General features: G+C 57.6%; 17 protein-coding genes. 11 read left to right on the forward strand and 6 right to left on the reverse strand.

What is annotated here, in order from left to right:
* The first annotated feature begins 511 nt into the window (after positions 1-511).
* Positions 512-808 (forward strand): hypothetical protein, encoded by a 297-nt coding sequence (locus ABVT35_RS13825; RefSeq protein ID WP_368467168.1) that lies wholly within the window; start codon positions 512-514, stop codon positions 806-808.
* A gap of 215 nt (positions 809-1,023) precedes the next feature.
* Here the strand turns inward: ABVT35_RS13825 and ABVT35_RS13830 are convergent, their stop codons facing one another.
* From ABVT35_RS13830 to ABVT35_RS13840, 3 genes are all read right to left on the reverse strand, one after another.
* A complete protein-coding gene (locus ABVT35_RS13830; protein WP_368467169.1) occupies positions 1,024-1,767 on the reverse strand; it encodes a hypothetical protein in 744 nt (247 codons plus the stop codon).
* 126 nt (positions 1,768-1,893) lie between these two features.
* A complete protein-coding gene (gene dusA, locus ABVT35_RS13835) occupies positions 1,894-2,898 on the reverse strand; it encodes a tRNA dihydrouridine(20/20a) synthase DusA (protein WP_368467170.1) in 1,005 nt (334 codons plus the stop codon).
* A 185-nt stretch (positions 2,899-3,083) separates the two neighbouring features.
* Positions 3,084-4,106, reverse strand: a complete 1,023-nt coding sequence (locus ABVT35_RS13840; RefSeq protein WP_368467171.1) for a LacI family DNA-binding transcriptional regulator — start codon at positions 4,104-4,106, stop codon at positions 3,084-3,086.
* A gap of 98 nt (positions 4,107-4,204) precedes the next feature.
* Here ABVT35_RS13840 and ABVT35_RS13845 point away from each other — a divergent pair, with 98 nt between their 5' ends.
* The 8 genes from ABVT35_RS13845 to ABVT35_RS13880 all read left to right on the forward strand — a co-directional run bounded on the left by ABVT35_RS13845 (position 4,205) and on the right by ABVT35_RS13880 (position 14,357).
* Positions 4,205-6,529 (forward strand): DUF1989 domain-containing protein, encoded by a 2,325-nt coding sequence (locus ABVT35_RS13845; protein ID WP_368467172.1) that lies wholly within the window; start codon positions 4,205-4,207, stop codon positions 6,527-6,529.
* A gap of 29 nt (positions 6,530-6,558) precedes the next feature.
* Positions 6,559-7,524, forward strand: a complete 966-nt coding sequence (locus ABVT35_RS13850) for a glycine betaine ABC transporter substrate-binding protein (protein ID WP_368467173.1) — start codon at positions 6,559-6,561, stop codon at positions 7,522-7,524.
* A 61-nt stretch (positions 7,525-7,585) separates the two neighbouring features.
* Positions 7,586-8,650: a glycine betaine/L-proline ABC transporter ATP-binding protein gene (locus ABVT35_RS13855; RefSeq protein WP_368467175.1), complete on the forward strand. Its 1,065-nt coding sequence runs from the start codon at positions 7,586-7,588 to the stop codon at positions 8,648-8,650.
* On the forward strand, positions 8,643-10,178 hold the full coding sequence (locus ABVT35_RS13860; RefSeq protein ID WP_368467176.1) for an ABC transporter permease: 1,536 nt from the start codon (positions 8,643-8,645) through the stop codon (positions 10,176-10,178). Before ABVT35_RS13855 ends, ABVT35_RS13860 begins: the two co-directional genes overlap by 8 nt.
* A 443-nt stretch (positions 10,179-10,621) precedes the next feature.
* Positions 10,622-11,650 (forward strand): GlxA family transcriptional regulator, encoded by a 1,029-nt coding sequence (locus ABVT35_RS13865; RefSeq protein WP_368467177.1) that lies wholly within the window; start codon positions 10,622-10,624, stop codon positions 11,648-11,650.
* A 64-nt stretch (positions 11,651-11,714) separates the two neighbouring features.
* On the forward strand, positions 11,715-12,392 hold the full coding sequence (locus tag ABVT35_RS13870) for a DJ-1/PfpI family protein (RefSeq protein WP_368467178.1): 678 nt from the start codon (positions 11,715-11,717) through the stop codon (positions 12,390-12,392).
* Between the two features lies 1 nt (position 12,393).
* Positions 12,394-12,780 carry a DUF4440 domain-containing protein gene (locus ABVT35_RS13875; RefSeq protein ID WP_368467179.1) on the forward strand — a complete coding sequence of 129 codons (387 nt, stop codon included), beginning with the start codon at positions 12,394-12,396 and terminating at the stop codon, positions 12,778-12,780.
* A gap of 152 nt (positions 12,781-12,932) precedes the next feature.
* Positions 12,933-14,357, forward strand: a complete 1,425-nt coding sequence (locus tag ABVT35_RS13880) for an aldehyde dehydrogenase family protein (protein ID WP_368467180.1) — start codon at positions 12,933-12,935, stop codon at positions 14,355-14,357.
* A 47-nt stretch (positions 14,358-14,404) separates the two neighbouring features.
* Here ABVT35_RS13880 and ABVT35_RS13885 read toward each other — a convergent pair whose 3' ends face one another.
* Genes ABVT35_RS13885 through ABVT35_RS13895 form a run of 3 tightly spaced genes read right to left on the reverse strand, consistent with a single transcriptional unit; the run spans position 14,405 to position 15,684 of the window.
* Positions 14,405-14,818, reverse strand: coding sequence for a 2-dehydro-3-deoxygalactonokinase (locus tag ABVT35_RS13885; RefSeq protein ID WP_368467182.1), 414 nt, complete (start codon positions 14,816-14,818; stop codon positions 14,405-14,407).
* Positions 14,728-15,027, reverse strand: coding sequence for a 2-dehydro-3-deoxygalactonokinase (locus tag ABVT35_RS13890; RefSeq protein ID WP_368467878.1), 300 nt, complete (start codon positions 15,025-15,027; stop codon positions 14,728-14,730). The genes ABVT35_RS13885 and ABVT35_RS13890 overlap by 91 nt, the downstream gene beginning before the upstream one ends.
* Complete coding sequence (locus ABVT35_RS13895; RefSeq protein ID WP_368467183.1) at positions 15,028-15,684, reverse strand: TetR family transcriptional regulator C-terminal domain-containing protein; 657 nt, start codon at positions 15,682-15,684, stop codon at positions 15,028-15,030. It abuts the gene before it with no gap.
* A 196-nt stretch (positions 15,685-15,880) separates the two neighbouring features.
* Between ABVT35_RS13895 and ABVT35_RS13900 the strand changes: the two genes are divergently transcribed.
* Together ABVT35_RS13900 and ABVT35_RS13905 are read left to right on the forward strand one after the other, a co-directional pair.
* Positions 15,881-16,738, forward strand: coding sequence for an ABC transporter permease (locus ABVT35_RS13900; RefSeq protein ID WP_368467184.1), 858 nt, complete (start codon positions 15,881-15,883; stop codon positions 16,736-16,738).
* Complete coding sequence (locus tag ABVT35_RS13905; protein WP_368467185.1) at positions 16,735-17,532, forward strand: ABC transporter permease; 798 nt, start codon at positions 16,735-16,737, stop codon at positions 17,530-17,532. Before ABVT35_RS13900 ends, ABVT35_RS13905 begins: the two co-directional genes overlap by 4 nt.
* Positions 17,533-17,543: the final 11 nt, after the last annotated feature.

Here is a 17,543-nt window from a genome sequence, read left to right on the forward strand (position 1 = left end):
GGCTGCGCAAGGATTCTTTGCTGCACAAGGGTTGCAGGCCGCTGCGGTCTTTTTGGCCGCGCAGGGATTGCAAGCGCCGCAGGCCGCTTTTGCCGCGCAGGGATTGCAGGCGCCACAGGCAGAAGCCTTTTTGGCAGCACACGGGTTGCACGGATTGCAGGCCGATGCCGTCTTTGCGGCACACGGATTGCAGGCACCACAGGCAGATTTAGCCGCGCATGGATTGCACGGGTTGCAAGCCGAGGCCGTCTTCGCGGCACATGGGTTGCAGGCACCGCAGGCGGCTTTTGCCGCACACGGATTGCACGGGTTGCAGGCCGATGCCGTCCTGGCAGCGCACGGGTTGCACAGAGCAGCCTGCTGAAGCCTTGGCACATAACATTCTGTTGCGGCTGAACCTGCACCTGCAGCACACGGGTTGCATGGATTACAGGGATTGCACGCCGCCGCTGCGCATGGATTACAGGGATTACACGCTGAAGCTTTCTTAGCCGCGCAGGGATTGCACGGATTGCATGCGCCGCATGCCGCCTTTGCCGCACAGGGATTGCAGGCACCGCAGGCAGAGGCCTTTTTGGCTGCACATGGATTGCACGCACCGCAGGCGGCCTTTGCTGCGCACGGGTTGCATGCGGCCGGTTTCTTAGCCGCGCACGGATTTGCCGCGCACGTGGCAGCGCTTGGTGTGGCAAGTCCGGCAGACAACAGGAATGTTGTCCCGGCAGCTCCTGCCAGCGCCAACGGCACCACTGCAACCGTTGTCAGCAATTTCGTTTTGATTGTCGCCATAAGTATCTCCTCCGCCTGACCGGACTTTTCGCCGGCTGGGTACGTTTCTCATCCACGCAACAACCTTATGATCTTGCTGGTAACCTGCGGGTCACAATCGCTTGATAAACCCGTCAACATTTTGAGAGGAGGATTTTACTGGATTGGCCAAAAGCGCACCGGAGATCACGCAGGCACTTTCGCTATATTCACCAGCCAATCGAACATGGTTGATGGCGCCGCAACGCCATTCACTCACCGCTTGCGGGCGAGCCGGCGCGCCTTTTTCAGTTCTGAAATCTGCCGGTCGATATTGATGTCTACAATCGAAGTGATTTCAAGCTCCCGGTCCTCGTAAATGTCCCGGTCGGGATATTTCTCCGCCCATCCGGTGAGCGTTTTATCGCGCAATTTCAAAAGCGCCACGACCTGCGGTTTGAACAGCCGCATCAAAGCCGAAATCGTCCTGTTGGTGGCCAGACACGGATAGCTTTGCTCGATATCGAACCGGTCGATCATGTCGATGACATCTTCCGAGCTGTAAAAGGTCTCGCCGGTCACCCAGCGGTTGGTCGTAAACATGCCGATGGGCAGGCCGGGCCGGTTCATCGATATCGCCACGATATGGGACAGCGCATCCTTGCCGGATGGCCTCTCGGCATCGCCTGAATAGGGCGCGGGTCTCACCTTTCGCGGCATTCCGGCCGAACGCAGGAATGTGTGAAAATGCCCGTGCTCTCCGCTTTCCGGGCGGTGCGCGTGGTAATAATACTGGGCGTGCGACTCGCCGTCATACACATCACCCTTCGGATAGTGCTCTTCCTCATAGAAGGTGCCCTGGTGGGCAAGGCACTGGCCGACGAGATTTTGCCCGGACTTCGCCAGCAGCCGCAGGTTTTCTTTGACGACCTCTCCCGCATCCGAAAGGCGTTCCAGTTCTGCCGGAGAATATTCCGACAGCGCTGCGGGAAGATCGAATTTCAGCGGCGTGCTATCCATGTGGCTTTCGTTTCCGGTTCGGCGTTGCAATGCGGGCGCACGGCAATTTGTGGCTTAGATAGGCGCCGTATTTCAAGGGGCAAGCAATAACAAGGCGTTGATCACACCGCATAGCCATGCGGGCAATTATGCCACCAGCGGCTCTCGGAGCTGTACCGCGGCAAACGCCTCCCCGATAATCTCGGGACCCGCATCATGGCGGCTGGCTCCGTTCGAAAGGATCTGCCGGTACCGTCTGGCGCCCGGCAGGCCGTGGAAAAGTCCGACCATGTGCCTTGTGACATGCACCAGCCGCCCGCCCGCCGCAATATGCCGTTCGGCATGCGCCATCATCGCGTCGCGCACGCTGGTCCAGTCGACGTCTTCGGCCGCTGATCCGTAAAATTCTGTGTCCACATCGGCAAGCAACCCGGCATTGTGATAGGCCGCTCTTCCCAGCATTGCACCATCGACATGCGCCGACAACGCCAATGCATGACTCAAATCCTCAATTCCACCATTTATACCAATGAATTGATTGGGAAAACTCTTTTTCAGCCGGAAGACTCGATCATAGTCGAGCGGCGGAATATCGCGGTTCTCCTTCGGGCTCAGCCCCTGCAGCCAGGCTTTGCGGGCATGCACCCAGAGCGCGTCGGCGCCGGCTTCGAAGACGCCATCCGCCATTGTGTCGAGCGCCGTCTCCGGATCCTGATCATCAACCCCGATCCTGCATTTGACGGTGACAGGAATAGACACCGTTATCTTCATTGCCCGGACACAATCCGAAACCAGTTCGGGTTCACGCATGAGACAAGCGCCAAAGCTTCCGGATTTCACCCGGTCGGACGGGCAGCCGACATTCAGATTGATCTCGTCGTAACCCATATCCGCGGCAATCCGGGCGGCCTCTGCTAGCTTTTCCGGTTCAGAGCCGCCCAGTTGCAGTGCCACCGGGTGTTCAACGGCATCAAATCCGATCAGCTTTTCCCGGTCGCCATGAATGACGGCGTCGGCAACCACCATCTCGGTATAAAGCAGCGCACGCTTCGTCAGCAACCGGTGAAGAAACCGGCAATGACGGTCCGTCCAATCCATCATCGGCGCGACGGCGAATATTTTTTCTTTGTTTTTCAGTAATTTATATTTCATCGCTAAGCCTATACACCGAAAACCACGTACTCTTTTATACAATTCCGAACGCCCTTAGCCATATGGATCATTCTGTGCACATTGTTTACGCCAAATGAAAAGTCCGGATATTCCATTATGTGCGATAATTGAAGCCGCTTTTCACGCACCTCAAAGCTCGTCCTGGTCAAATATCAGTGCGGATATCAGTGCGGCGGCCTTGCCGTCGAGGCTCTCTCGACGAGGCTGCCACCGATCAGCACGGATTCGATATCAACATCGTCCTCCAGTTTCCGGACAAGGGCCTCGGCCGTTTTTTTGCCCATGCGCCTGACCGGCAGTGAAATCGACGTCAGGGCCGGCTCCGCATGAACGGACCAGTTGAGATTGTCGAAGCCCATGACCGAGATATCGTCAGGCACCTTCAGCGATGCACGTTGCAGTTCGAACAGCGCACCGAGCGCTATGACGTCCGACAGACAAAGAAGAGCCGTCGGCCGGGGCTTTTCCTTCAGGATTTTTCCCACTGCTTCAGAACCGCCGGCCTCACTGAGTTCCGTCTCGATCGCCGTCAATTCGACTTCGCTGCTGAATTCCCGCGCACCGGCCAGACGCGCCCGCGTCCTGTCGTTGTTCTTAAGCGGCCCATGAATTACGCAGATGCCGCGGTGTCCAAGATCGAACAGATGTTTCATGGCAAGCTGGGCCAGATGAAAATTGTCGTATCCGATCGTCGGATAAGAGGCCCTTTCGTCGTAGCATGACGTCAGGACAACCGGTGCCTCATAGCGGCTGGAAAGCTGATCGATTTCGGCCCGATGGACGGTGCCCGACAGCACAATTCCCTCCACACCCATGTCAAAAAGCGCTTGTGTCCGCTCCAGTTCGACATCAGGATCCCCGCCGGTTGTGGCGACAACCAACCTGTATTTCGACGCAGCCAGCGCTTCTTCAACGGCGCTGAGAAAATTCGCAAAAATGGCATGATCAAGTGTCGGAATGACCGCGCCGATCGTTTTTGTCCGACCGACGGTCAACGCGCGGGCGACCGGATTGGGAGCATAACCCAGCCTCGAAATCACCTCGTTTATCTTGAGTTTCGTCTTTTCCGTAACCCGGGGTGAATTGTTGATAACGCGGGAAACCGTGGCGACGGAAACACCGGCTTCACGTGCTACATCCCGCAATTTTGACCGTTTGGATTCAATGTCGGTCGAAGCGTTTTTCATCCTGTCACCCTGCATGACGCAACGTTAAAAATAAACTACCTATTGACAAATGTAACCGGTTACATTTTCCTAATAAGGCGTTCAACAGGGAAATCAAGATGGTTTCGGAAGTTCTGCTTTCTGTAAAAAACCAGGCAATTCACAGGTTCGGCCGGAGATTTCCGGGGCTGGATGCGCCCCATCCGGCCCTGAGCCGGACGATCGCACCGCGCGAAGCAGAGTTTTTTAATCTTTCAGCCGGAGATGTCCTCTCCTTCAGACCGTTTGAACCCTCCTCATCACCAAAGTTGGCGGCATTCGCACAGAACGGCGAACCGGCATTGAAAAGCCTCGGCCTATCAGCCAACAGCGCGCTGGCGCCGTCCGAGTTTGCGAGCCAACGGTTTATTGACTGGATTGCTGGCAATGGCGGCCGCGCCTCGGATGAGATCGTGGCCTTTCGCATGCCGTCCCTTCCTGAACCGTTCATCGTTAAGGCCGAGCAGCCCTGCACCGTTTGGATCGTGAATGCGGTTACGGCAGAGAACCTGCTGAACATCGGCGGCGTCGGCCGCATCCTCGTGGAACTGAAAAAAGCCAATACCGCGCTGCCGCTTCTGCCGCCGCCACTGGGTGACGTTCGGGATGAATTTACGGTGCCGAAAGCCTCCGCGCACGCTTATGAACTGTGCAAGGGAGAGGTGGTGCAGATTATCGACATCGAAGGGCAGCAATGTTCGGATTTCCTTGCTTTCCGGGCCGATGCTCTGCACTCCGGACGGGAAAAGATGATCGACAGCACGGTCACCCGTACATTCGTCGGCGGCGCCTATCCGATGCCCGGTCTTTTCGACAAATTTCTGGATTCCGACATACGGCCGCTCCTTAAACTGATGCAGGATACGGTTGGTCGCCACGATACGTTCGCGCTCGCCTGCACCGCCCGCGGCTACGAGGAACGGGGCTTTCCCGGCCACGTCAACTGTTCGGACAACATCTCGAATGAGCTGGCACCCTACGGCGTCAAGCGCCGTGCCGCCTGGCCGGCGATCAACTTCTTTTTCAATTCGTGGATCAATCACACGGACAACCGCCTGAGGTCGGAGGAAGCCTGGTCCCGGCCCGGCGACTATGTGGCCCTGCAGGCGATGGATGACCTCGTTTGCGTCAGCACCGCGTGCCCCGACGATATCGATCCCATCAACGGTTGGAATCCGACCGACATTCATGTCCGCATTTATAAGCCACAAGCACCCATACGCCGCGCCGTGGCCTATCGAGAAAAGGAAGACAACGTGCTGGCAATCAGCCAAGAAAGCCCATTTCACGCCCGAACAAGCGTCCTGACCCAGCAGTTCCAGCCCGCCCGTGACCTTTGGCTTCCCGTATCATTTCCGTCCGTTGGCACGATCGGCGAATACTGGGCATGCCGCAATGCCGTGACCCTTCAGGATATGAGCGGGCTCAGAAAATTCGACATCATTGGACCGGATGCCGAAACGCTCCTGCAGCGCGCAATGACCCGCGACGTTGCAAAACTGGCGGTCTGGCGCGGCACCTACTCCCTGATTTGCGACGACCAGGGAACGGTCATCGATGACGGAACCCTGTTCCGCATCGGCCCGGACCTGTTCCGCTGGTGCTGCGGTTCGGAGGAAAGCGGCCGCGCGTTGAGCCGGCTTGCGAACCGCGAAGGACTTCAGGTCAGGATAACGGCGCTCGGCGGAGCAATGCCAAATCTCGCCCTTCAGGGTCCGAATTCACGGGACCTGTTGCGCGAGATTGTGTTCACCCAGCCGCATGTCCCAGCGCTCGACGACATGAAATGGTTCGGTGCGACGATGGCACGCCTGCGCGACCGCGATGGCGCACCGTTCATGCTGACCAGATCCGGCTATACCGGCGAACTGGGATACGAGATCTTTTGCGACCGGTCCAACGCGCTTGAAATTTGGGATGCACTGATCGAAGCAGGCAACGGACACGACATCCAGCCGATGGGTAACGCCGCTCTCGACATCCTGCGCATAGAAGCAGGACTGATGGCTGCCGGGACAGAATTTACTTCCGCTGTCGACGCGTTCGAAGCCGGACTGGGGTTTGCGGTCGATCTCCGAAAATCTGACTTTGTCGGCAAACCGGCGCTTGAGCGCAATGCCGCTTCGCAACGCCGTCTCCTGAAGGGGCTGGTTCTGGATACCGATGAGGTTGCGACCCACGGACAGCATGTTTTCGCCGGAGAGCGTCCAGTGGGCGTGGTCACCTCGGCAACGCGTTCCCCCTTCCTGGAGTGCGGCATCGCAATGGCCCGCCTGAGCGTCGAGCACGCGGATAGCGGAACCGAACTCGAAATAGGCCAGATGGACGGGCGCATGAAGCGGCTCTCAGCGAAGGTGGTCGACATTCCATTCGTCGACCCGCAGCGCAAGAGAGCACGCAGTTAAATAAACGAAACCAGAAGGAGCAACAGACAATGAGGTTTATCAGGACGGTGGCGACAATCGCCGCGCTTTCGATGGGAACGACAGGCGCACTCGCCCAGAGCAAGGTCATGATCGGCGAGCCAAGTTGGCCGGGGGCAAAAATCATGGCCAATCTCATCGGCCAGATCATCTCCAAGCGCCTCGGCGGTGAAGTGGGCTATGCGCCGGGTGCCAATGCCGTGATTTTTGCAGCCATGGATGGTGGCAGGGGCGACATCGACGTGCATCCGGATGTTTGGTTGCCGAACCAGGCATCCTTCACGGATGAATATGTCGACCAGAAGAAAACCGTGGCACTATCCGAAGGCTCCTATGAAGGACGATCGGGATTTTGCACCCCCAGCTATATGGCGAACGAACACAACATAAAGTCCGTGTTCGACCTCGGCACGCCCGATGCGCAGAAGCTCTACGATGGCGATGGCGACGGCAAGGGTGAAATCTGGGTCGGCGCGTCCGGCTGGGCATCCACCAATGTGCACAAGGTCAAGGTACGCGATTATGGAATTGAGACCTTTCTGGAGCCAACCACCGAGGACGAAACCGTCTTTTATGCTCGTTTGAAAGACGCAATTTCCGACAAGAAGGGCGTCGTATTCTACTGCTACAAGCCGCATTACGTGCATGCATTGTATGATGTCACGATGATCGAGGAGCCCGAACACGATCCGTCGCAATACACGATCATTCAACCGGATCAGGATGCCGATTGGTACAACAAGTCGCAGATCACATCCGGAGATCAGGTGAAAACGGTACGTGTGGCCCACTCCAAGTCGCTTGAGAAGCGCAATCCGGCGGCGGCATCCTTCCTTGCCAAGATCGACATGGACTCCGATGCTCTGTCGGAACTGACCTACAAGGTCGTCGTTCAGGGCCAGGAAATAGATGCGGTCGTCTCGGAATGGATCGACGCCAACGGAACGACCGTCGATGGTTGGCTTGGATTGAACTGACGGAACATGCCGCCGCCCGGCGCATCGATGTCGGGCGGCCTGCAGAACAGCCGAGGAAATCATGACGACATCCACAGCACCCGAGACCATATCGATCAACGCCAAAGGGGTCTGGAAAGTATTCGGCGACCGGGCGAAAGAAGCATTGGCGGCGATCAAGAGCGATGGACTCGGCAAAGCCGAGGTGCTGAGCCGATATGGCTGCGTGATCGGCGTTGCGGACGCGACGTTCCAAGTGCGCAAAGGGGAGATCTTTTGCGTCATGGGCTTGTCCGGCTCGGGAAAATCCACGCTTGTACGTCATGTGAACAGGCTGCTTGAGCCGACCGCCGGTCAGATCTTCATCGGCGATGACGATGTGATGGGCCTCGACGGTTCCGCCTTGCGCGACCTGCGCAACCATCGCGTCGCCATGGTATTTCAGAATTTCGGCCTGATGCCTCACCGCACGGTCCGCGACAATGTCGCGATGCCGCTGGAGATCCGGGGCACCGGAAAGGCGCGGCGCTGGGAAGAGGCCGACAGGGTTCTGAGCCTTGTCGAACTGACCGGCTGGGAGGACAAATACGCCCATGAACTTTCCGGCGGCATGCAGCAGCGGGTTGGCCTGGCGCGCGCCATTGCTGCCGATCCAGAAATCCTGCTGATGGATGAGCCGTTTTCGGCCCTCGATCCGCTCATTCGAAAACAGCTCCAGGATCAGTTCATGGAGCTGAGCGCCAAGCTTAAAAAGACGACGATGTTCATAACTCATGATCTGGATGAGGCAATCCGCATCGGCAACCGGATTGCAATCATGAAGGACGGCCGCATCGTCCAGATTGGAACGCCCGAGGAAATCATTCTCAATCCGGCCGACGATTACGTGTCCGATTTCGTTGCCGGGATTTCGAAACTGAACATGATTTTCGCCCATTCGGTGATGAAACCGGTTGACGAGTTCCGGGCCGAACATGGCGATGTCCCGGCCGATGCGCGAACGGCGCATCCGGAAATGGATCTCAGCGATCTGATGGACCTTTGCATAGATGGACACGGCATCGTCGCGGTCACCGAAAACGGCCAGACAGTGGGTGTAATCAACAGGGCTGGCCTTCTGCAGGCCATTCAGGGAAACCATGCTTAAAGTAGCTCAAGACAATCTGACTGACGAAGTCAAACCGGAAACCGCCGAACAGCTCGACGCGCTGGTGACCGAGTTCGCCGGCACGAATACGGACTACTACCGAAAAACGTTCCGCTACATGATGGCGGCGCCAGGCTATCGTTTCACGCTCAATTGGGTTGCCGGCCTCCTTGGCCCGATCTGGTTCGGGGCACGCGGATTGTGGTCCTGGTTTCTGGCAACACTTGTTCTCGAGACTTTTGCCTATATCCAGATCGGCAGCGGCCTGTTCGGCGACCTGGGGCGCGAAAGCCGTGAGCGCGCGGAGAGCATCGCCGCAACGCTTGAATTGCGGCATCAGCAGATCGAGGCTGCCGAAAGGTCGGGTTCCTCCTCGATAGAAGCCCTGAAGCGCGCCGCTTCTGCCCTGGAAACCGCGCTGGGCGACGCGCAGGCCGCCGCCGCTGCGGCCGACGCCACGGGACTCAAGTTCGTCGTCTTTGGCCTTGTCTGCCTTCTGATCTTCAAATTCGGCAGCGCTGCCCTTGCCAACTGGACGCTTGAAGGCCAGTTCACGAAATGGCGCTCCAACCGCACCCTCGCCCACGGCTTGCCCCTTATGCGGCTGATCGTTGCGACCTGTATTTTTCTGATGGTCGTCTGCCTGTCGGTAATCAAATTCGCACAGCCGGACGCTCTCAATGTCCTGAAAACCTTTCCCACGGACCGAAACTGGCGCCTCGTGGTTGGCGATGGCGTGCAGACCGGCTTCGACTGGACCAAGACCGCAGGGCGCGGTTTCTTTGACAATCTGACATTCGGCATGCGGACGCTTTTGGACTGGATAGAGGTGATCCTGGTGCAAACGCCCTGGCCGGTTGTCGCGCTGGTCATCATCCTGCTTGCCTATCTGTCGGCCGGGGCACGCGTGGCAATATTCACAGGTGCAGCTCTTGCTTATCTCGGACTGCTCGATTTTTGGGAAAAGGCGATGACCACGATCGCACTTTTGGGCGCCGCAGCTCTGATCTCTATAACGCTCGGTATTCCGCTGGGTATTTTTTGCGCCCGCCGTCCACGAGCCTTTGCCATAATCCGGCCAATCCTCGATTTCATGCAATCGATGCCCTCCTTCGTCTATCTCATTCCGGTCGTCGCCTTTATCGGTTCGGGTAAACCCGCAGGCGTCATCGCCACCATGATCTTCGGCAGCCCGCCGGTCATCCGGTTCACGGTGCTGGGTTTGCAGCAGGTTCCCGAAACGGTGCGCGAGGCCGCGCTCGCATTCGGCGCAACGCCACGTTACCTCTTATGGAAAGTCGATCTGCCTCTGGCAGCGCGCACAATCATGGCCGGTGTCAATCAAACAATTCTCCTGTCACTGGCCATGGTTGTCGTCGCGTCGCTTATCGGTGCCAAGGGTCTTGGTGAGGATGTGCTGGAGGCGCTGCAATATGCAGCCGCCGGTCAGGGCATTCTCGCCGGTCTCGCCATTTTGTTCTGCGCGCTGATCCTCGATCGGATCGTTGCGGGTAAGCCGGCACAGTAATGTTCAGACATTGTCTCGTGCCAGCTCGTGTGAGCTGCGCGGATTGGCTTCGTCCACAACCACGAGACGTTGCTTATTCATTGGTGCCAGATCACGCACACGCCCAGCCCGATCTCGAGAAGTGGCAGGATAGTGTACATACAGGTCCTCCGTAAGCCGCGGTTCGATCAGCGAAACAAGCGCGCCCTCGAACTCGTCTGGCGTAATTTTTTGAGACAACCAACAGGATTGGCAGCGGGGATTTTTTGCGCCTGCGGGACTACAACGACGGGCCGAATGCGGAGTTGCGACTCCGTATTCTCCGGTCGAAAGCCGGCAACACGCTTGCACCCCGGCAATGTGGGTTGATCCAAAACACATCTCCGATTGGCAGAAAAGGTGGGGTCTTTGTCATTGATGCCAAGTCCAGCTCCGCTATGATTTGCTTGGAGGAGATAATCGGCATGACTGGCACCGACGAATTTGAGACGAAACTGGTCCTGATGGTCGCCTTTGACGGCGCAAGCGCTCTCGATATCGTCGGACCGCTCGACATCCTTTCCGGAACAACGTCCGTTTTTGAAGGCGGCAATTCCCGTTACGACGTCAAGGTTGCCACCCTCGCCGGCGGCCCGGTCAGGACATCGCCGGGCGGGCTGCTTATCATGAGCGAGCCGCTGGAAGCGTTCTCCGACAAGCAGATCGACACCTTGATGGTATCCGGCGGCCTCGACATGGCGGCGGCCAGACAGGACCGGACGCTCATCAGTTGGATTGCCGAAAACGCTCCCAGAGCCAGAAGAACCGCGTCCGTTTGCACGGGCGCCTTTCTGCTGGCCGAAGCCGGACTTCTTGACGGAAAAACGGCGACAACCCATTGGTACTGGGCTGATGAATTTGCTGCATCCTTTCCCGACGTGAAGACGGAACCGGACGCCATTTTCATGAAAGACGGCAACACATTTACGTCGGCTGGCATCACCACCGGAATGGACATGGCGCTGGCACTTGTCGAAGAGGATCATGGCCGCGAGGTCGCGCTGGACATTGCCAGAAACTGGGTGATGTTTCTCAAGCGCCCCGGAGGCCAGTCACAGTTCAGTTCATTCCTGCCAAGACAGCAAAGCAGCAACCGCTCGATCACCGCGCTGCAAAACTGGATGATGGACAATCTCAGCGAAGATCTATGCATCGAGCGGCTGGCTGAGCGCATGTGCATGAGCACCCGCAATTTTGCCCGGCTGTTCACCTCCGAAGTCGGCATCTCACCGGGCAGATATGTTGAGGAACTGCGTCTTCACGCCGCCAAAAGGCACCTTGAAAGCACGTCGATCCCGATCGACGCCATCGCTGCCGCGAGCGGCTTTGGCAACGCCGAGCGAATGCGCCGCACCTTCGTTCGCCGGCTGAAAGTCAATCCGCAGCAGTTCCGCAGCCGCTTTCAACGATCGGCCGGCGATTATCCGCCACCGCTTCCCGATACGCTGCAATAGCGGATGCGGTCGCAAGGTGGCCGCCACATTTCAAATCATCGTTCAACCTCGAAAGGAGCTTAAGATGAGTAAGCTGACGGTGGGAATCTATCTGTTTCCCCATATGACCATGATGGACGCGTACGCGCCCTTGCAGATGTTCTCGTTTGTCGATGCGTTCGAGACATTCACATTCGCCAGGACCAACGAGGCCTTCGCTTCGGATTCCGGTGCCCTATTGACACCCCAATACGGCTTCGACGATTGCCCGGAAATCGATGTGCTCGTCGTGCCCGGCGGCGGCAACACGCTGGCGCAGATGAAAGATCCGGAAGTCATCGATTTTATCCGCAAGGCCGGCGAGAAGGCCCGCTACGTCACATCGGTCTGCACCGGCGCGCTGATCCTTGCGGAAGCCGGACTGCTCGACGGTTATGAAGCCGCTACACACTGGGCCTACCGCGACGTTCTGGAATCCTATGACAAGGTCAAGCTTGTCGACAAACGCGTGGCGGTCGACCGCAACAGGATCACCGGCGGCGGCATTACCGCCGGCCTCGATTTTGCGCTCACGGTCATTGCCGAACTGACAGATGAGCCGACGGCTCATGTAATGCAGCTTCTGTTCGAATACCGGCCGCAGCCGCCCTTCAATTCCGGCGGTCCGGAAACTGCTCCGCCGGAAGTCGTAGCTGCGGTGCGCGGCAAGGTTGGCGATATCGCTGCCGACCTTATGGACTACGCCAATCAGAGGAGAAATTGATATGACCGCCCAGGTTAAAAACGCCATCGATGAAAACAACGCAGCGATGATGTCGGCCTTTGCCGTCGGGGATCTCAAGGCACTCGGCGCGCTTTACACCGATAACGCCCGGTTTATGCTGCCGAACGCTGATCCGGCCGTCGGCCGCTCACAGATAGAATCCGCATTTGGCGGCATGATCTCGGCCGGACTGAAAGCACTCGAACTGCAAACAGACGAACTGGTCGAAAAAGACGACACGGTCGTAGAGATCGGCAGCTACACACTCAAAGTTGCCGGTGACGCTGTCGCCGACAGCGGCAGCTATATGGTGTTGTGGCAGTCGACCGGCGAGGGCTGGCTGATCAGCCGGGACATCGTCTGCAGCAGCGTCACACAACCCGTGTGAAGACAACGGCCATTTCAGCCGTCACGGAGAGCGTTGACGCCATCCGGACCTTTTGAACCGCCTGTCGCGACAGCCGATTCGACAAGCACTGCCTGCCCTCGTGCAGGCAGTCTTCGGACCGTTGTGCCACAAGCCGCAAGGAACATCGAAGAATGCAAACCTACGACAACATCATCAACGGAAAACCGCTCGCATCGACAGAGACATTCGAATCCTACAATCCGGCCACCAGCGAAGTTCTGGGACTGGTGGCGAGAAGCACAGATGTACAGATAGGCCAAGCCATTGCCGCTGCAAGAAAGGCCCAGCCTGCCTGGGCGGCCCTGCCCGATGCCAATCGACGGGAATACCTGGTCAAGGCAGCAGCCGTGCTGGAAGAAAATGCCGCCTACCTGGCCGAACTCGTTACCCGCGAACAGGGAAAACCGCTTACCGGTCCGGGATCGCAGTTTGAAATACAAGCGTGTGTGGACTGGACAAACGTTCCCGCCGATCTTGAACTGCCGGTCGAAGTGGTTTTTGAAGACGAAACGCGACGCGATGAACTCCACCGCAAACCTCTTGGCGTCATCGCCGCCATTGCGCCATGGAACTGGCCGCTGCTCATTGCCACCTGGCAGATCATGCCGTCGATCCGAGCCGGCAATACAGTGGTTATCAAACCGTCAGAATATACACCGATCGGCACACTCGAAATGGTGCGATTGATCAGCAAGGTTCTGCCGGAAGGCGTGATCAACACGGTCAGCGGCGACGGCACGGTTGGCAGACGTTTGTGTGAGAACCCCGATATCGACAAGATCATGTTCACGGGCTCGGCGGCCACCGGCAAAAAAATCATTCAGGCCTCTTCCGAAAACCTGGCCCGCCTGACTCTGGAACTGGGTGGCAACGATCCGGCCATCGTGCTTCCCGATGCCGATCCGGCAGCGATTGCAGAAGGGCTCTTCTGGGGCGCCTTCATCAATCAGGGCCAGACCTGCGCCTGCGCCAAGCGGCTCTATGTGCACGAAGACATTCACGACGCGGTGGTCGCGAAATTGAAAGGGCTCGCTGAAGCCATGCCGATGGGCAACGGACTGAACGACGGCATTGTCCTGGGACCGGTTCAAAACCGCAGGCAGTTGGACATCGTTTCCCGCCTCACCGAAGACGCCAAAGCCAGGGGCGCGACAATTGTCTGTGGTGGCAATTCCATCGACGGGCCTGGCAATTTCTTTCCGGTCACGCTGGTAACCGATATCGAAAACGATGCGCCGCTTGTGCAAGAGGAACAGTTCGGTCCTGTATTGCCGGTCATTCGCTACAGCAACACGGACGATGCAATCGGCATGGCCAATGAAGGTGACACCGGCCTTGGCGCATCCGTCTGGTCATCGGACACCGAAAAGGCAGCGGCAGTGGCAGGCAGGCTTGATGCCGGAACGGTCTGGATCAACCGGCATGGTGTGATCCACCCGATGGTTCCTTTTGGCGGTGCCAAAAAGTCCGGATTTGGTCTCGAATTCGGTATCGAAGGTTTGAAGGCATTGACCCAACCGCAGATCATCAGCATCAGCAAGGCCGAAGCCGCCTGACCTGGCCTCCGTACTACCGCACCGTAAGGCGCTGCTGCAATTGTCCGTCAAGCCGCGGCGGCGCCGACCTGCCTTGTTGCCATCGCCAGACCGGACAGGACTGCGATCTTGGTGCCGACCAGACGCGTATCCGCGCCTTCCCCATCGAGCACGATGTGGTACAGCGATAACAATTTGGACGTGCCGATAATCGCGACTGGCCTGCCACTCCAGAATGTCCTTGCAACACCGATCTCGTGCCCGATGATCATGCCGGAAAGCTTGGCGCGCGCGACCTGGGGCTGCGGATAGTTCAGGAGTGAGGCGGCCCTCAATCCGAACAGTTTCAAAGCGATGTTCTCTGGATGCTCAGCGGCTCTTTTTGCTGCACTCAGGAAAGCCGCAGGATCTTCGCCCTCCTCGGAAATACTGTGCCGCAATATCGAATGGTGAGCCAGAAGCGAAAACAGTTCGCCCGACATGAAAGTCTGAAAAAAGTCTGAAAGGCGCCGACCATTCCACAGGCAAAGACCGGGATGGTTTCGCCATCCGTAAGCCACGGTTCGATCAGCAAAACAAGCGCGCCCTCGAATTCGTCCGGTTGCAGGCGTCCCATCCCCAGGTCCGGTTCCAGCTCCGGATCGGTCGCAGCTGATCGATGGGGCGGGAATAGCAGAACAAGCCCGAACAGCTAACGGTGTTCCCGGTCCCGCCTTACGGCACCCTGGAGGGCAAAAAAACTGGGAAACAGCGCTGACAGGAAACGGAATATCGTGCGCATCGCCGTGTCCCGGTCGAAGGACTCCGGGTGCAGCAGAAAGTCCGTCCACATGCCTTCAAGCAGCGCCAGAAGACCGTGCGTGGCATCCTTGGCGGTGGTTTCAGGATCGGGCAAATCTGTCTGGCGTGCAATCTTCAGGAATGCATCGAAAGCAAGATTACGCAATCGGGCATCGCGCGTGTCACTGTATGCGGCGATCGTCTCGCGCTCCCGGGATTCGCCGCGGAATGCATACCACAGGCTAACGGTCCGCTTGTTGAGCACTCTTTCGCTGAGATCGCTGCGGATGATCGCTTCAATGCGCTCCTGCGGTTCGGGACCGGCAGTCTGCAAAAGACCGTCGAGGCTGTCGTAGTAGTCAGCGCTGGAATATTTGGCTGCCTCTTCGACAAGTGCATCCTTGCCGCCGAAATGCAGATGGATCATGCCACGTGACAGATTTGCACGGTCGATTATTTCACTGACCGAGGTTCGGGCAAATCCGATTTCGGCGATGGAGTCCAGCGTCGCTTCGATCAGCGTGACGCGGTTTTGCTCCTTCAACTGTTGCCGTCTGCCGTTTTCCACCAATCGAACACATCCCTATTCCGGACTGATTTCACTGTCTTTTTTTAGCGCCGTACAACGAAATCGCAAGCCTTCGGAATTTCCTGTTGACTCAGAGTGCCATAACAATACACATTAAATGGACGATCATCCATTTTAATTTTGAAAGGCGATTGCCGGTATCGAGTTCATCCGCCGAACGTGGGGAGAGACGGGATTGCGCATCAAGACTGACGCCTCGAAAGGAATGGCACTCAGTGCGCCTGCTTCGCTCTATGTCGGCTTACTGGTGGCCGCGCCCCTCGGCATTCTCGTTGTTTACAGCTTCTGGACACAGACCTATGTCGACATCGACCGGACTCCGACCTGGGTCAATTATCAGGAAGCATTCAACGATCCACTTGTACGTCACCTGCTCATTCGTTCTGTTGCCATCGCCGGCTGCGTGACCGCGGCGACCGTGGCGCTGGCCTACCCGATTGCCTATTTCATCGCATTCAGAACACAAAAGAAAACCCTGTGGCTCCTGCTGATCACGATCCCGTTCTGGAGCAGCTATCTACTGCGTGTGTTTTCCTGGAAGCTGATCCTCGGCTTTAACGGCGTCCTCAACAGCGCTCTGTTGACGCTGGGCCTGATCTCCGAGCCGCTGACCTTTCTGCTGTACAACGAAATAGCCGTGGTCCTGACGCTTGCCCACGCCTGGGCCCCATTTGCAATTCTGCCCATCTACGTATCGCTGCAGAAAATCGACCGCAGTCTTCTGGAAGCGGCAACGGATCTTGGCGCCGGCAGGCTGGAGCGGTTTGTCAGGGTGACATTGCCGCTTACCGTTCCCGGCATCATCGCCGCCTGCCTGATTATTTTCATACCCACGGTTGGTGACTATGTGACGCCATCGCTGGTGGGTGGCTCCGACGGCAAGATGATCGCCAATCTCATCCAGGTGCAGTTCGGAGCGGCAAATAACTGGCCGCTAGGCGCAACACTGTCGCTGATAGCGATGTTGTCGGTCGGGCTTGTCGCCATCGTCTTCGTATTTCTTGTGCGCAGTGTCGGGGAGAAAATACGATGAGATCGGTAATGCGTCTGTTTCCGGGCCTGACCACCTACGCCGTGCTCTATCTGGTGTTCCTTTACCTGCCGGTTCTGCTTTTGCCGTTGTTTTCGTTCAACGACGGCACAATCGTGGCCTTCCCGATAGAAGGTTTCACGTTGAAATGGTACGCGCAATTGGCCGAAGCGAGCACCATGCTTCAGTCGTTGGTCAACAGCCTGATAGTCGGCTCGGTCACCGCTGTTCTGGCAACCGCGCTCGGTCTGTTCGCCGCACGCGCCTATGTCCGCTACCGGTTTCGAGGCCGCGAAGTCTCGGAAGGGCTGGTCATGCTGCCCTTGGTCATACCGGGCATCATTGTCGCATCATCCATGCTGGTTCTGTTCATTAGCGTCGGGCTGCGGCCGTCCCTTACAACCATCATTTTAGGTCACGTTTTCATCGCCCTGCCTTTTTCGGTCTCGATCATGAAATCGGCCTTTGACGATTTCGACCAATCCCTGGAAGAAGCCGCGTTTGACCTGGGCGAGAGCGTTTTTGGAACTTTCCGGCGGGTAACGCTGCCAATCGTCTCTCCGGGCATCATCGCCAGCCTGCTGGTTACCTTCACAGTGTCTTTCGACGAGTTCGTGCTGGCATTCTTCCTGTCCGGCAACCAGCCCACCCTTCCCGTCTATATCTGGAGCCAGATCCGTTTCCCGGCCAAACTTCCAAACACGCTGGCGCTGGGTTCTCTACTGCTTCTCTTCTCGATCCTGCTTTTGCTGATCGCGGAATATTTCCGCCGCCGGTCAGTCAAAGCCGCGGCCTGAACAAGGGACGA

The organism is Hoeflea sp. TYP-13 (assembly GCF_040932035.1).
Lineage (GTDB): Bacteria > Pseudomonadota > Alphaproteobacteria > Rhizobiales > Rhizobiaceae > Hoeflea_A.

What these genes read in the sequence shown, in the direction of transcription:
- ABVT35_RS13830 (WP_368467169.1), bottom strand. Translation starts at nt 1,767, where the DNA reads ATGGATAGCACGCCGCTGAAATTCGATCTTCCCGCAGCGCTGTCGGAA.
- dusA (WP_368467170.1), bottom strand. Translation starts at nt 2,898, where the DNA reads ATGAAATATAAATTACTGAAAAACAAAGAAAAAATATTCGCCGTCGCG.
- ABVT35_RS13840 (WP_368467171.1), bottom strand. Translation starts at nt 4,106, where the DNA reads ATGAAAAACGCTTCGACCGACATTGAATCCAAACGGTCAAAATTGCGG.
- ABVT35_RS13845 (WP_368467172.1), top strand. Translation starts at nt 4,205, where the DNA reads ATGGTTTCGGAAGTTCTGCTTTCTGTAAAAAACCAGGCAATTCACAGG.
- ABVT35_RS13850 (WP_368467173.1), top strand. Translation starts at nt 6,559, where the DNA reads ATGAGGTTTATCAGGACGGTGGCGACAATCGCCGCGCTTTCGATGGGA.
- ABVT35_RS13855 (WP_368467175.1), top strand. Translation starts at nt 7,586, where the DNA reads ATGACGACATCCACAGCACCCGAGACCATATCGATCAACGCCAAAGGG.
- ABVT35_RS13860 (WP_368467176.1), top strand. Translation starts at nt 8,643, where the DNA reads ATGCTTAAAGTAGCTCAAGACAATCTGACTGACGAAGTCAAACCGGAA.
- ABVT35_RS13865 (WP_368467177.1), top strand. Translation starts at nt 10,622, where the DNA reads ATGACTGGCACCGACGAATTTGAGACGAAACTGGTCCTGATGGTCGCC.
- ABVT35_RS13870 (WP_368467178.1), top strand. Translation starts at nt 11,715, where the DNA reads ATGAGTAAGCTGACGGTGGGAATCTATCTGTTTCCCCATATGACCATG.
- ABVT35_RS13875 (WP_368467179.1), top strand. Translation starts at nt 12,394, where the DNA reads ATGACCGCCCAGGTTAAAAACGCCATCGATGAAAACAACGCAGCGATG.
- ABVT35_RS13880 (WP_368467180.1), top strand. Translation starts at nt 12,933, where the DNA reads ATGCAAACCTACGACAACATCATCAACGGAAAACCGCTCGCATCGACA.
- ABVT35_RS13885 (WP_368467182.1), bottom strand. Translation starts at nt 14,818, where the DNA reads ATGTCGGGCGAACTGTTTTCGCTTCTGGCTCACCATTCGATATTGCGG.
- ABVT35_RS13905 (WP_368467185.1), top strand. Translation starts at nt 16,735, where the DNA reads ATGAGATCGGTAATGCGTCTGTTTCCGGGCCTGACCACCTACGCCGTG.